The sequence below is a fragment of the Hydrogenobaculum sp. 3684 genome, from assembly GCF_000213785.1.
Classification (GTDB): domain Bacteria; phylum Aquificota; class Aquificia; order Aquificales; family Aquificaceae; genus Hydrogenobaculum.
In genome coordinates this window covers 448,360-461,881 of record NC_015557.1, presented here as the reverse complement: position 1 = coordinate 461,881, position 13,522 = coordinate 448,360, and the positions used below count along the sequence as shown (strand labels likewise).

The following is a 13,522-nucleotide window of genomic DNA, read 5'->3' as shown; positions in this document are numbered from 1 at the left end:
AAATAAAAGCCCCAGCATAAAAAGCACATAGATTCTTAGAAATATCAAAGAAAACTTCACCCAAAAATTATACTTGCTCATAATCCTTAACCTCCTTGAAATAGAGTCTGAAAAGCATACACTACAGAGAGCACCATAACAAACACTATTATCAAAGCTACAAAAACGTTTGACCATAGGTTGTTTGTATAGTTTCCCATTAGTTCTTTATCGTTTAAAAGCAAAAGCAAAAACAACAAAGCTGGTGGTAATAAAAATGTATTCATAACCTGTACCAAAAGATTTATAATTACCAAAGGGGCGTTTGGTATAAGAACTATGCTACCAGCTACACTTACGCTAAGTATATAAATTGTATAAAACCATTTTGCCCTTTGAAAAGGTAAGTTTAAACTGTGTTCCCAACCAAACACTTCTCCAAAAGCCCAAGAAGTGGAAAGAGCCAGTGCTACAGCAGCCACAGCACCAGCGGAAAAAAGCCCTATTGCAAATATAGTCCCAGCGTACTTACCTAAAAATGGTACAAGAGCTCTTGCGGCCTCTGAAGCATCTTGTATATTGTTGTAAGGTGGATGTCCGTATAAAGTAGCACCTGTGGTTATTATGATTGAAGCAGCTACTATAGCAGTACCAAGACTACCTATAAACGTATCTATTCTTCCCATTTTTATATCCTCTACGCCCATTTTTCTATCCACCACAGCGCTTTGTTGGAAGAAAAGCATCCAGGGGGCTATAGTGGTACCTATGTTTGCTATAAAAAGTGTTAGAAACGTAGGTGAAAATATATCTATACCTTGAAACGTAAAAGATTTCAACACCTCATTTATATCTGGGTGGGCTTTTATAGCCGCTGGTATGAAAACTAGCTGTAAAAGGGCAAAAGCTATTAGAGATTTTTCTACAAACATGTATCCACCGCTTAAAACAAGCAGTATCATAGCCCCAACAGCTATTGGAATAGTCACTTCGTAAGGAAATCCAAACACCATTTTGACAGCGGCACCTATACCTATAAACTCAGTAACAAGGGTAAATGTGTTTGCTATAAAAAGGTCTGCCAATGAGAAAAACCCCCAAAACTTACCAAATTTTTTGTATATAAGCTCAGCATGTCCTTCTTTTGTAACAGCTCCAAGCCTTACAGTCATCTCTTGAACCACAAAAGCAAGGAATGACATGATAACTACAGCACCCACAAGCGTATACTTTGTCTGAGCCCCTGTAACGGCATAGGTGGTGATGCCACCGGCATCGTTATCTGCCATCATCACTAAGAAACCTGGTCCAAGCACTAAAAACGGTGCTATAACCCTTTTTGCAATTTGTGTGAATTTTGATTGTTCTACCATGCTAATATTATACTTTGTCTTTATTAAATTTTCATTAAAATGTTAATTTATTTTATGTAGAGATAAAACCTTTTTATTTTAACTTGTTTAATTTTATAAGATTTGTTTTTGGATTTTAAGAAAAGAGTTTAAGAGATAATGCCAAAAGATAGATAATGTCTAAAGATAGATAATGTCTGAAGATAGGGCAAGATTTTTTACGACTCTTCGTCTAAAACGAGCAAGACATTTATCCTTGAGATATCAAGACTGATGAATTTCGGCATATTTTGAGATTGATTTGAAAAACTGTACCAATCTTGAGCACCTTCATTTTTAACAATATTAAGCAATCCATTTCTATCTACGATTGCCACTCTTTTGTTCATTTTGATTAGCTTTTCTTCCATTCTCTCTAGAGATTTTTGACTTTTACATCTTATAAGCCTAACTCGGTTTAACATCTTAGCTCGCCACAAGCTTCTTAACTTCATGCTTTTACCTCCTTTTAAGTATATCTTAAATATACTCTTTTAATGTTAATATTTTATTAATTTTTGATGAAAAATATATGAAGATACTTTAATTTTTCAAGCTTTTAAAAGCTTCATAAAGAATCTCTAAGTCCTCGCTGGAATAAGATAGCGACGCAGTTAACCTTAGAATGGCTTTTTTTCTTGGTACTGTTGGGTATCTTATAGCTTGTATAAATACGTCATTTTCTAACAATTTGTTCCTTAGTTTTAGAGCTTCATCTTCTTCACCTATTTTTATTGGTATTATAGGTGTGATAAAGTCTTCTTTTGTATGAAAATTGAATTCTTTTATCATATCTAATATAAATTTTGTCCTTTGTTGTAGCTCTTCTTTGTATTTGTTTAAATTTTTTTCAATAAGTTCTAAGGCTTTTATAGAGGCAAAAACCATTGGAAGTCCCAAAGCTGTAGAAAATATGTAAGACCTCGCTTTATTAACGATATATTCTACAATTGATCTTTTTGCACAAACAAATCCACCTTGAGAGCCTATCGCTTTTGATAAAGTACCCATTATGATGACATTTTCTTCTGGTAAAAGCCCAAAATAATTGTATATACCTTTTCCTATAGTGCCGGTGGCATGCGCTTCGTCAATAACAATATAAGCTTCAAACTCTTTTGAAATATCTATTAACTCTTTTAGCCTTGCTAAATCTCCTTCCATGCTAAATACAGAATCAGATACTATATAAGCTCTTCTGTGTTTTTGTCTTGTAGATTTTAAAAGCTCAAAAAGATGATTTATGTTGTTATGTTGGTAAATATATTTTGAAGCTTTTGATAGTCTTATTCCATCTATTATTGATGCATGGTTTAATTCATCGCTGTAAAAAACATCTTTTTCATTTCCAAGCGCTTGAAAAAGTCCTATGTTTGTAGAGTATCCAGACGGAAAAACTACGCAATCTTCTTTGGATTTTAACTGACTAAGTAGAAGCTCTAGCTCTTTATGGTATTTTGTATATCCATTTACAAGGCTTGAGGCAGTAGCGCCTATAGTGTTTACTTCCCTTAGTTTTTCTACAACATAATCTATTACTTCTTTGTTTTTAGACATACCAAGATAATCGTTTGAACAAAATATTCTCTTGTTTTCTATAGCTTCTCTTTTCCTGTACAGTTTTTGGCTTTTGATGTGTTCCAACTCTTCTTCAAAGTTCATAAATGTATTATACAAACTTTTAAAAAGTGATATAATTTATTATTATGATTACTAAAAGCTTATATACGGGGGCAGAAATAACTTGGTGTAGGAATTGTGGGAACTTTGGCATCATGGGTGCCTTGGGGGCAGCTATCAACGAACTTACAGATAGTATACCTCTTGAAAAATTTGTCATGGTAACAGGCATAGGCTGTCATGGCAAAATATTTGATTATGTTGATATAAACGGTTTCTATTCTTTACACGGAAGAGCTATTGCCACTGCAAGTGGTATAAAACTAGCCAATGAAGATTTAAAAGTAATATGCTTTGTTGGAGATGGTGATGGATACGGCGAAGGTCTTGAGCATCTTATCTTTGCTGCCAAAAGAAACATAGATATTACAGTCATAGTACATGATAATAGATCTTATAGTCTTACTACTGGACAGTTTACACCCACCAGTGCTTTAGATTTCAAAGGCAAATCTACACCAAAAGGACCACCAGAAGATCCTATAAATCCCATATCGCTTTTAATGGAAGCTGGAGCCACTTTTGTTGCAAGAGGATACTCTGGCTATATAGACCATCTTAAGGATATTATAAAAAAAGCGGTGCTCCATAAAGGTTTTTCCATTGTGGAAACCCTCCAGCCTTGCGTGATATTTTACAATACATATGACTTTTACAACAGCAGAGTCTATAAGATAGAAAACCACGACCCTTCAGATTTTGAAAAAGCTTACAAAATAGCCAAAGAATGGGATTACATAAAAACAGATGCAAAAATTCCTATAGGTGTTATATATGAGAATACAAACAAGAAGACCTATGAAGATAGGATATGAGATTATAAAATTTTGTATATTGGCTTTTAGTCTGTTAAGCCCCTTGGTGTCTTTGGCATATCCTTCTGATTTTAAAGATCAGGTTAATTTGGTTTTTAACGTATTAACTGGCAAATCTTGTGAACATTTATACGATGTTGCAAATGCTATATACAGAAATCAGGCTAATGAATATAACGCTGACATAACCCCTCTAACATCTTACGAAAAAGTAAAAAAAATATGCCAAGAAAATAGATTTATATGTGCTAAAGACAACAATGAGCTTTTGTTTAGAATAGGAAAGATTAAAGATGAAAATGATGGATATAAAATCGTTACAATGAATTTCTATACTAAAAGCAATAAAAACCTTTTAACAAAGTGCAACATAGTTGTAAATAGTAAAAATACAAACAGAGGCTATCCTATATCTTTGCCAGAGATATCAAGCAATTTAAGGGATTGTATAAAAACTATTGAAAATAAGCATTGTGTTGTAAAAGCCTTAAACAACATTTATACTACTTTAGAAGCTTTACCATAGGAGATAGTTGTGAAGGTAAAAAAAATAACTGATGCATATGAAATAGGGGATTTGGATGTAATTTATCTTTACAATGGAGGTTTAGAGCTTTTCAAATTTATAGAAAGTATTGGTAAAGATAATAAAGATATAATGCGAATTAAACTTACAAACTATATAGAGTTTGATAAACCTGTTAAGCTTGTTACTCCAACTTCCGATTTAGAATTTACTAATATAGAGGATTTACTATGGTATATAAATGACGAAGATTTAAAGAAATATAAAATTATAACAGAAAATAAAACAGACCTATTTAAACTTTTGCAAAATTTATCGTATGTTCAGATATTTATAAATATCTATACCAAGGAAGATTTAAAATGGTTAAACGTATATGAGAGTTTATATCATAATATAGGAATGTTTGAGAATGCAACTATCCAGCTATTAGATATGATAAAGAACACAAATATAGATAACTATGGTTACAAGGATGTAAAAGAGCTTTTTATAAAAAAACTTGAAAATATATATAAAAATGTTATCGACATAAAAAGCAGAAATCTAAAAGTTTCAGTACTTGCAAGTAAAAAATCTGGAAAAAGCGTGTTTGTAAATTCCATCCTAAAAGACTGGTATTCTCCTACTAGCTTAGAACTACCTACACCAAACATATGTAGATTTATTCCATCTAAGAATAAAGAAATTGTATTCAAATATCGTGGTCAAGAAATGAGGTTCGAGAAGCCAAAAGATTTATACAAATATTTAGAAAAAATATATATAGAAGCTAGGGACAAAAACGAAGGCTTGGATGATATGGAAGTATATTACAGAGTAGAGAATGAAGATTATAGTTATGAAACATTAGATACTCCAGGGCCTAACTTAGCAGGAGCTACTAAACATAGAGAAATTACAGAAAGAGTTATAAGGGAAAGTGATGTTGCGATATTTTTGATAGATTATACCAAACATCTGGAAAGCGATGAAGAAGAGTTTTTAAAACACTTAAAAACAGAATTTGAAAAGTATGGTAAAGTTCATTCTTTTGTTATTATTGTAAATAAAATGGATCAGAAGTTTTTATCAGAAGATACAAACAGAAGTGGCACTAGAATATTAGATTATATAAGATATAAATTAACTCTTTTAGGATATCATGATTTTGTAGTGTTTGGCGTATCGGCTTTGCAATATTTTTCTGCTTTAATAGTAGAGAGAGTATGCAGTGAATGTAAAAATCTATCTGGTAAAGCACTTGTAGATAAGCTAGATGATTTAACATATCAGTTTGGAAATTCTGAAGAATCAACTTTGATCAATTTTGCTTACGAAATGTCAAGAAGATATATGAGAATGGAAAACGAGGAGAATATTACCCTTGAAAGATTAAAAGAGCTTAGTGGTATTCCTTTTGCCCTTAACTATATTGGAGCTGTTGCCAAAGATAGGGCTATGTTTGAAAAACTTAGGAATTTAATATATAAACTTGATGAAGATAAAGTATCTATCATTACAGGGCTATCTATAATAAAACTACAACTTTCAGAAAATAAAGAAAGATTGAGAGCTATATTTGATATATTCCAATCCAGTGTAGACTCTATCAACAAGCAAGTAGAAGAATACTTAGCCAAAAGAGATCAAGACGCAAGATCTGCGTCATACTATACAGAAGATATTAAAAAAAAATCTAATTAGCAGTATAGAAGAGCTAGTAAATAAAGAAATAGAAAACGTAAAAGATAGGTTATCTTCAAAAGAAATAAAATCTAAAGAAGAGATATATTTGATATTAGAAAATCAAATCAAGAAGATAACAGAAGAAGGATCCATAGTGTTTTCAAAATATATTGATGATATTATTAAACAAATAAAGACGATGTTAGATCAAAATGTTGTTATAGTTCAACAAAAACTATCTTTTGTTAGAGATGAATATAATGCTACTATAAAAAGAATCAACGAGATAATAAAATCTGACATGGATGTAGATTCATTTTTCCCAGAATTAAAAGTAGATATACAAATCAAAATGGAAGATTTAATATCTATATTAAGCGAGTTAGTAAAGTCTACTTCAGATATCAAATTAGACTATGATGAATATATAACTCGAGAAAAAAGAGGATTTTTATTCTTTAAAAAAACAGTTTACAACATAAGAGACCTTGACTCTTTGATAGTAGATATAATTTATGCAATAAAAAAACATACTTATCAAGTGTTTAGCGCCTTAGAAGGTAATATAGAAAATACATTAGCAAAACTTAAAAATAAGCTTGATGAGCAGATAAAGGAAATAGATGCTTTTGCTAGAGAACAACTCGAGCTTGCTAGAAATCACATAGAGGAGGATTCAAAGAGAGCTAAAATGGCTTTGGTAGAACTTGCTGGATTCACTCAGGTATTCCAAGAAGTTACAAATGTGTGGGATAATTTGATAAAACCAATTCAATTAGGTTCTTGAGGATCATATCATGGAAAGGATTTTATTTGAAAACTCCGAACATAAATTTATACTTTTAGGATTTAGCGAAGCTGCCAACGAAGATGGTGTGCCAACAAATCAATATCTGATAGTAAACAATGGTAAAGGTATACTATTAGATCCAGGAGGATTTGGTTTATATCCAAAACTATCTCAAAGGCTGTTAAAATATCTGGACTCTACCGAAGACCTTGTGGCTATCTTTTTATCCCATCAAGATCCTGACGTAGCTGGAGGCGTTGGCACATGGTTAAGAGTATTTATGGATGCAAAAGTATACATGTCTCATGTGTGGCATAGGTTTATCCCTCATTATAATATAGACGATCCTTCATCGTTTATTTCTATAGATGACAATGGGGGTATTATAAAAGTAGGAGATGCTAATCTATTGGTAGTACCAGCTTATTTCAATCATTCGCCAGGAAATTTGAATTTGTACGATCCCATATCAAACATACTTTTTTCTGGAGATATCGGTGCTGGTGCTCAAGGCTGTCCTCATAACGATGTATGGGTAACAGATTGGCCTATTTACAAAAGATGTATTACACCATTTCATACAAGATATATGTCTTCAAACAAGACTTTAAGGTTGTGGGTAAATTATGTAAGAGAACTAAATCCGCATATCATCGCTCCTCAGCATGGATATTTGTATAGCGGTGATAATATAAATAACTTGTTAGATTTCTTATGGGAATTAAAATGTGGTGTAGATATAGCTGAGGAATTTTATCCTAAAACATTGGATAAAAACAAGATTTTATGAGCACGTATAAAGTTTTTAAAATAAAAGCCGATTTAGGGAACATATGATGAATGAACTTAAGGAAAAAGTTTTAAACTGGTATAATTCCCTTACGGAAAGGGATAAAAACATAGTTATTATCTTTATAGCTGTTTTGTTGCCAGGGATATTTGTATATTTTTATTTCAAGCAAACAGCTGAAAGAGGTAAAATAGAACGAAAGATATCAAGCTTACCTTCTTTGGAACAATTGAAATTGCAAAGCATTGCCCTAGAAAAACAACTTCTTTACTATAAAAGCCAAATACCAAAGTTGCAAGCAGAGCTTTTAAATCCCAACATAAATTATGCTTATGCCACTACACCAAATCAAATACCAATAGTTTTATCTTCTGCTATATCAAAAGCAGGAGGCTATATTACATCTATGGAAGAAGGTATACCAAGAGATGTTACAGTTGATAAAAACGGGAAAGAGGTTACAGTATTAAAACCTAAAGCAAACAATAAGAAATCCAAAAATGTTGAACATATGCAAGAACTTTTTGATGTTGAAATTTTACCAGTGAAATTAACAGTGGCTGTATCACAAAACAATATAAAAAGCTTTTTATCTTCTTTGAATAAACCAAACCCAGCTTATCCGTTTTTATTTATTAATAGCGTTAAATTTGGATTCGGCAAATCTCAATGCAGCAACAATATTTTTGAAGATAAAAGCTTCTACATTGTAGATACAACAAATGTATATTCTCAATTTTTAGATACATCTAAACCAGTAATATTGTGTATGTCAGGCTATGTTGTTTCTAGTATTACAAGCAAAGAGCATTTTAACGAAAAACAGGGAGTCAAAAATGCCAAATAAAAATAAACTTAAAAAGCTAAATGTCAACTTGCTTAAAGACAGACTTTCCAATGAGAGTTCTTTCATTTCAAAGATTCCTACTCAAGCTATATTTTCTTTGTTACATGTTAGTTTAGACGAAGAGAAGATAAAAAGCCCCAGTTTTATAATCTTGTCTTTATCCCTAATCGCTACTATAATTTTTCTAATTTTAGACACTTTTTTGTTTTTCTCTAACTTATCACTTAAACATGCTTATAATGAAAAATTACAGGCTGTCAAACCTTATCAAGATAGGTTATCTATGCTAAACAATCAAGTATTTTCTTTAAAAGCTAAATACGATAAATTAAACGAACTCGTTTATAGCTTTAAAGATATAAATAATATATTTGATAACTATTATAAGCAATATTCTTCTTTATATCATTTTGTAGATTTTGCTTTAGATAGTTTTACAGCTAATGGTATATATCCATCTTATATAAGCATAAATACCAATCCTGTTAATATAAATCCAAATATTGTAAATATATCCATAGAAGCTAGCTCTTTTAAAAATAGTTCTCCATTTTCTTCTTTTAAGTATGTTAATGGTTGCTACAATATCGATATAAATGGATTATGTGTTGGTTCTATCCAAGAAAAAGATACGCTCAAAGTAAATAAATTCGGATTTGTATATTTTGATAAAAATTTCAATTTAACTGCCAATTTAATATCTACTTTTCCCCAAGAGCAAGGAGGATTAAAAAATGAAAAAAAGAAATAACATTTTATTTAGTATTGGTAAAGGTATTATAGTTTTACTGCTAATTGGTTTAGTGAACATGTCTTATTCTCAAGGTTTACCAAGTTCTATAAATGGTTATAATCTACAAAATGCCGAAGGATATGTAAGTGTAGAAAAAAATGGTGTTGTAAAACATTTTATAGTAGTATCTAATGGAAATGGCATAGGGCTTATTCCGGTAAAGGAAAATCCAGCAAAAGTTCTGAAAAGCGTAAACAACATAGTCAGCAACATAAACAATCAAGGAGGAAATACCGATGAAAAATAAATTGAAGAACAGATTTAAACATAAACTTTTGGCTACACTATCGTTTTTTGCTTTTAACCTAATGATTATGAACAATTCTTACGCTGTAACTATAAGAAATATGAAATTTGAGAATGCTAATCTATCTGATGTAATTAAAACAATAGCAACTATAGATAATAAAAGCATTATATTTGGTCCAAAATTTAAGGATGAAAAAGTGAATATAAGTATTACAAAACCTATATCAGCAGATCAACTATTTCATGACATTATAAGAGAATATTGCTTAACTTATACTACAACAAATGGTATAGTAGTTATAAACTCTGGAAAATGTGAAGCGAGCACATCACCTAGTGGTTTGCCACCTTTGTCTTCCCTTTTAAAAAGTGGAAGCTTGGCTACTACACCAAGTTCTTTGCAAAGTGTTAATAGAGAGGAATTAGTAAACACTGAAACGATGATATTAAGAGGTATATCTGCTGAAGAAGCGTATTCACTAATTAAACCTATTAAAGGTATACTTAAGGTTTATAGAGCTGATGAACTTGGTGTAATAATAGTTAGTGGTTCTCCAAAGGCTATAAAGCAAGTAAATGAAAAGCTAAAACCATATTTTGCACAACCACCAAGACCTGGAGAAGCAATGATAAGTGTTCCGCTTTATGTTTACAACATAAGCCCTGTTAACTTTGAAAAACTTATAACTCATTATCTTTCAAAAGACGCCGTTATAATACATGAAGAAGGTAACAAAATCATTTTAGAAGATTATCCACAAAACATTGAAGATATATTAGATTATTTTCCTCAATATGTGTCTCTTAAACCAAAATATATTACAGAGGTTTTATTTATAAAAAAAGACTTGGAAAAAGCGTATAATTTAGCAAAATCCTGTAAACTTAAAAAAGTAGCTAAAAGCGAAGAGTTTAAAGCCATAATACTAACTGGTAATCCAAGTAACGTTATATCTTGTGAAAAAGTGCTTTCAGCCTATGTCTCAAGCGCTCCAAGACAAAACGTAATGAAATCCCAAACATTTTATATAAAATATATCACGCTTGATAAGTTTGAAAAGCTTATAAAACCTTATCTTTCAGACAAAGCTATAGTAACACCTATAAATAAAATGGATGCTGTAACGGTAGTAGATTATATTCAAAACCTTGAAGATATAAAAAAACATCTAAAAGAATATATATCCACCAAACCACTATATATACAGATAGACGTAAAAGCTGTTGAGATAAGCAAAGACTATCAGAAACAATTAGGCTTAGGCATAGGCGGTTCTTACGCAGGTAGAGGTATCACGATTTTAAATACCAGCAATTTTAATCCAACAAGTCCACTGGCAAATGCTTTTAGTTTTATAGGTAGTGGTGGTAGCCCAGAGGTTACAGCTACACCTATAAACGCTCCTAACGGTTTGATATCAGGCATATATTCAGAAGGCAAGTTTCATGTCCTAGGTTTTGAGATTCAAGCGTTAGAATCTATAAACAAAGCAAAGAGCGTTTTCAAAAGTACTTTGTTAGCTATGAATGATCAGCCAACGTCTTTAACCCAAGGCATTGAATATCCATTTACCACAATATCAACTCCGGGCCAAGCAGTGCCTACAGTTACATTACAGAATGTTCTTAACTCCATAAAAGTTACACCTCAAGTGCTGCCTAATGGTAAAATATTGCTAAATATAAATATTCAAAACATGTCTTTAGGTCCTTTAGCGGCCAATGGACAACCTACTATAAACCAAAATAGCAACTCTCTATCGATAGTTTTATCTGACGGCGCAACTTTAGCGATAGGAGGAGTGGGGCTTAAGAATGAAAGCAATGGTTTACAAGGAATACCAGGATTGGATAAGGTTCCAATTGTTGGTAATATTGGTATGACAAAAAACGAATCAAAAAATAACACAAATCTTTTTATATTCATAACCGCTAAGAGGGTTGAGAAATGAAGTTAAGTTTAGGTTTAAAACATAAAAAAGCTTATAGTATTTTTCTATCTAATACTTATTTTAGTTTAACGCTTTTAAAAAAAGATTCTTGTGAATTGATAACAAAGCATGAGAAAAGTCAAGATTCTTATACTATAATTGATGATATAAGATCAAATGCTTCTTTATTTAAAAATATAGAGCCAGGCGACGCCCATATAATTTTAGATGTAGGACTTAGCATAGTTAAGACTAGGTTTTTACCAAAAGCTATAAAACAAAAAGATATTGAGAATGCTTTAAAGCTATCGCTTGAAACTGATATTGGTCATAAATTAAACAAGCATTATTTAGCTTATGACATATTGTTGAAAACTGATGATGGGAATATATATTTGGTGGCTTATGCGGAAAAAGAGGATGTGATACTTGCTGAAAAATCTTTTAAAAAATATGGGTTAAACGTAAAAAGTGTATCTCATTTTGTGGTATATTTTATAAACGCCTTGATAGAATTGAATGTAAATATACCTATAAATGCTGTTTATATTAATAAAGATTATTATTTTTTATTAAAACTAGGAGAAAGATTTATAGATTATAAAAAAGTAGATATAACTAACTTTAATGAGCAAAAGGAAAGTATTTTGAAAGATATTGACAGTTCAGCACTTTTTCTAGGGTTAGAAGATGTAAAACTTGTGTATTCAAGCTTGTTTGCAGAAGATCATGATTTTTACGACAGATTAAGAAATCTTTTGCATGTTAGAGGGGAGATCTTTCCTCCTTACGATTTTGATTGTTATCTTCTACAGGTTAACAGAAGCATTTACTGATGCCTAAATTTCAATATGTAGCTTATACAAAAGATGGTAAAGTAGAAAAAGGCGTTATAGAAGCTCAAAATCAAGATGTGATAGCTCAAATATTATCTTCCAAAGAACTTATTCCTGTATCTATAGAGCTTGCCAAAGAGAGAACTCTTTCTTTTTCCTTTGGTAAGAAAGTGAAAGAAAAAGAATTATCTTTAGTATTGCGACAGCTTGGGTTTTTAATTCAAGTAGGTATAAGTGTACCACAAGCTTTTGAAATGGCAGCAAAACAAATACATAACAAATATTTTCAAAAAACGCTTTTAGAAGTTGCTAAAGATGTTAGTGAAGGGCTTACTGTAGGTCAAGCGATGCAAAAAAGAAAAAATGTTTTTCCACCGCTTCTTATAAGTCTAGTAATAACAGGAGAAGAAACCGGACAGCTAGATAGATCACTAATTTTGGCTTCAGAATATTATGAAAAATTAGCTAAAATAAAAGGTAAAATAAAAAGCGCTTCTTTTTATCCTTCTTTTGTACTTATAATAGCCACCATTATAACAACAGCCATTATTTACTTTTTGGTACCAATATTTGCTAGCATATACAAAGGTTTCGGCGCATCGCTACCTCTCCCTACGTTAATGCTTTTAAAAGCTTCTAATTTTTTACATGAAAATATATTAAAATTTGTAATTCTTCTTTTTATTTCAGGTTTTGTTTTTAAGCGCCTTTATCAAAATAATATGAAGTTTAAAAAACGAATAGAAAAAACACTGTTAAAACTACCTGTTTTAGGCAATGTTTTCCATAAAATAATGATGAACTCCTTTGCTACATCGTTATCGTCTTTGTTTTCTAGCGGTGTGTCTTTGGATAGATCTATGGAATTAATATCTCAAACTAGCACAATGCAAATAGTAAAAGAGGGGATAGAAAAAGCCTCTAAATCTGTAAAAGAAGGAAAACCGCTATGGCTATCTCTAAAAGAGACAGGGCTATTTGACGATCTTTTTATATCTATGGTTAAAATAGGCGAAGACACCGGACGCCTTGATGATTTGTTACAAAGTATCGTAAGGTTTTACGAAGACGAAGTAGATAAAGCAATAGATGCTATGATATCTTTGATAGAGCCTACTATGATTGTAATAATAGGAGGTATAATAGGTGTTATATTAATAGCTCTATATATGCCAATATTTAAAATAGGCTCGTTGATAAAATCTTAACTATTTTATATTTTTTTCA

The 13,522-nt window shown here is 31.3% G+C and carries 14 protein-coding genes; 11 read left to right on the top strand and 3 right to left on the bottom strand.

All coding sequences use genetic code 11. The features are described from left to right. Positions 1-86 precede the first annotated feature (86 nt). The 3 genes from HYD3684_RS02650 to HYD3684_RS02640 all read right to left on the bottom strand — a co-directional run bounded on the left by HYD3684_RS02650 (position 87) and on the right by HYD3684_RS02640 (position 3,032). Positions 87-1,352: a divalent metal cation transporter gene (locus HYD3684_RS02650; RefSeq protein ID WP_015419147.1), complete on the bottom strand. Its 1,266-nt coding sequence runs from the start codon at positions 1,350-1,352 to the stop codon at positions 87-89. Between the two features lie 197 nt (positions 1,353-1,549). Beyond that, positions 1,550-1,795 (bottom strand): hypothetical protein, encoded by a 246-nt coding sequence (locus HYD3684_RS02645; protein WP_237698625.1) that lies wholly within the window; start codon positions 1,793-1,795, stop codon positions 1,550-1,552. Between the two features lie 118 nt (positions 1,796-1,913). Then, a complete protein-coding gene (locus HYD3684_RS02640; protein ID WP_015419145.1) occupies positions 1,914-3,032 on the bottom strand; it encodes an aminotransferase class I/II-fold pyridoxal phosphate-dependent enzyme in 1,119 nt (372 codons plus the stop codon). A gap of 44 nt (positions 3,033-3,076) precedes the next feature. Here HYD3684_RS02640 and HYD3684_RS02635 point away from each other — a divergent pair, with 44 nt between their 5' ends. The 11 genes from HYD3684_RS02635 (at position 3,077) to HYD3684_RS02585 (ending at position 13,503) form a co-directional block, all read left to right on the top strand. Next, a complete protein-coding gene (locus HYD3684_RS02635; RefSeq protein ID WP_015419144.1) occupies positions 3,077-3,865 on the top strand; it encodes a thiamine pyrophosphate-dependent enzyme in 789 nt (262 codons plus the stop codon). Next, complete coding sequence (locus HYD3684_RS02630) at positions 3,825-4,391, top strand: hypothetical protein (protein WP_015471346.1); 567 nt, start codon at positions 3,825-3,827, stop codon at positions 4,389-4,391. Before HYD3684_RS02635 ends, HYD3684_RS02630 begins: the two co-directional genes overlap by 41 nt. 9 nt (positions 4,392-4,400) lie before the next feature. After that, a complete protein-coding gene (locus HYD3684_RS02625; RefSeq protein WP_015471345.1) occupies positions 4,401-6,077 on the top strand; it encodes a dynamin family protein in 1,677 nt (558 codons plus the stop codon). 181 nt (positions 6,078-6,258) lie between these two features. Further along, positions 6,259-6,846, top strand: coding sequence for a hypothetical protein (locus tag HYD3684_RS02620; RefSeq protein WP_148233654.1), 588 nt, complete (start codon positions 6,259-6,261; stop codon positions 6,844-6,846). Positions 6,847-6,856: 10 nt separating this feature from the next. Beyond that, positions 6,857-7,639 (top strand): MBL fold metallo-hydrolase, encoded by a 783-nt coding sequence (locus HYD3684_RS02615; protein ID WP_015419141.1) that lies wholly within the window; start codon positions 6,857-6,859, stop codon positions 7,637-7,639. 43 nt (positions 7,640-7,682) lie between these two features. Then, positions 7,683-8,486: a hypothetical protein gene (locus HYD3684_RS02610; protein WP_015419140.1), complete on the top strand. Its 804-nt coding sequence runs from the start codon at positions 7,683-7,685 to the stop codon at positions 8,484-8,486. Beyond that, positions 8,476-9,237 carry a hypothetical protein gene (locus HYD3684_RS02605; RefSeq protein ID WP_015419139.1) on the top strand — a complete coding sequence of 254 codons (762 nt, stop codon included), beginning with the start codon at positions 8,476-8,478 and terminating at the stop codon, positions 9,235-9,237. The genes HYD3684_RS02610 and HYD3684_RS02605 overlap by 11 nt, the downstream gene beginning before the upstream one ends. Further along, complete coding sequence (locus HYD3684_RS02600; protein ID WP_015419138.1) at positions 9,221-9,526, top strand: hypothetical protein; 306 nt, start codon at positions 9,221-9,223, stop codon at positions 9,524-9,526. Before HYD3684_RS02605 ends, HYD3684_RS02600 begins: the two co-directional genes overlap by 17 nt. Beyond that, complete coding sequence (locus HYD3684_RS02595; RefSeq protein WP_015419137.1) at positions 9,516-11,480, top strand: type II and III secretion system protein; 1,965 nt, start codon at positions 9,516-9,518, stop codon at positions 11,478-11,480. The genes HYD3684_RS02600 and HYD3684_RS02595 overlap by 11 nt, the downstream gene beginning before the upstream one ends. After that, positions 11,477-12,295 carry a hypothetical protein gene (locus tag HYD3684_RS02590; RefSeq protein ID WP_015419136.1) on the top strand — a complete coding sequence of 273 codons (819 nt, stop codon included), beginning with the start codon at positions 11,477-11,479 and terminating at the stop codon, positions 12,293-12,295. The genes HYD3684_RS02595 and HYD3684_RS02590 overlap by 4 nt, the downstream gene beginning before the upstream one ends. Continuing rightward, positions 12,295-13,503: a type II secretion system F family protein gene (locus tag HYD3684_RS02585; RefSeq protein WP_015419135.1), complete on the top strand. Its 1,209-nt coding sequence runs from the start codon at positions 12,295-12,297 to the stop codon at positions 13,501-13,503. The genes HYD3684_RS02590 and HYD3684_RS02585 overlap by 1 nt, the downstream gene beginning before the upstream one ends. Positions 13,504-13,522 lie beyond the last annotated feature (19 nt).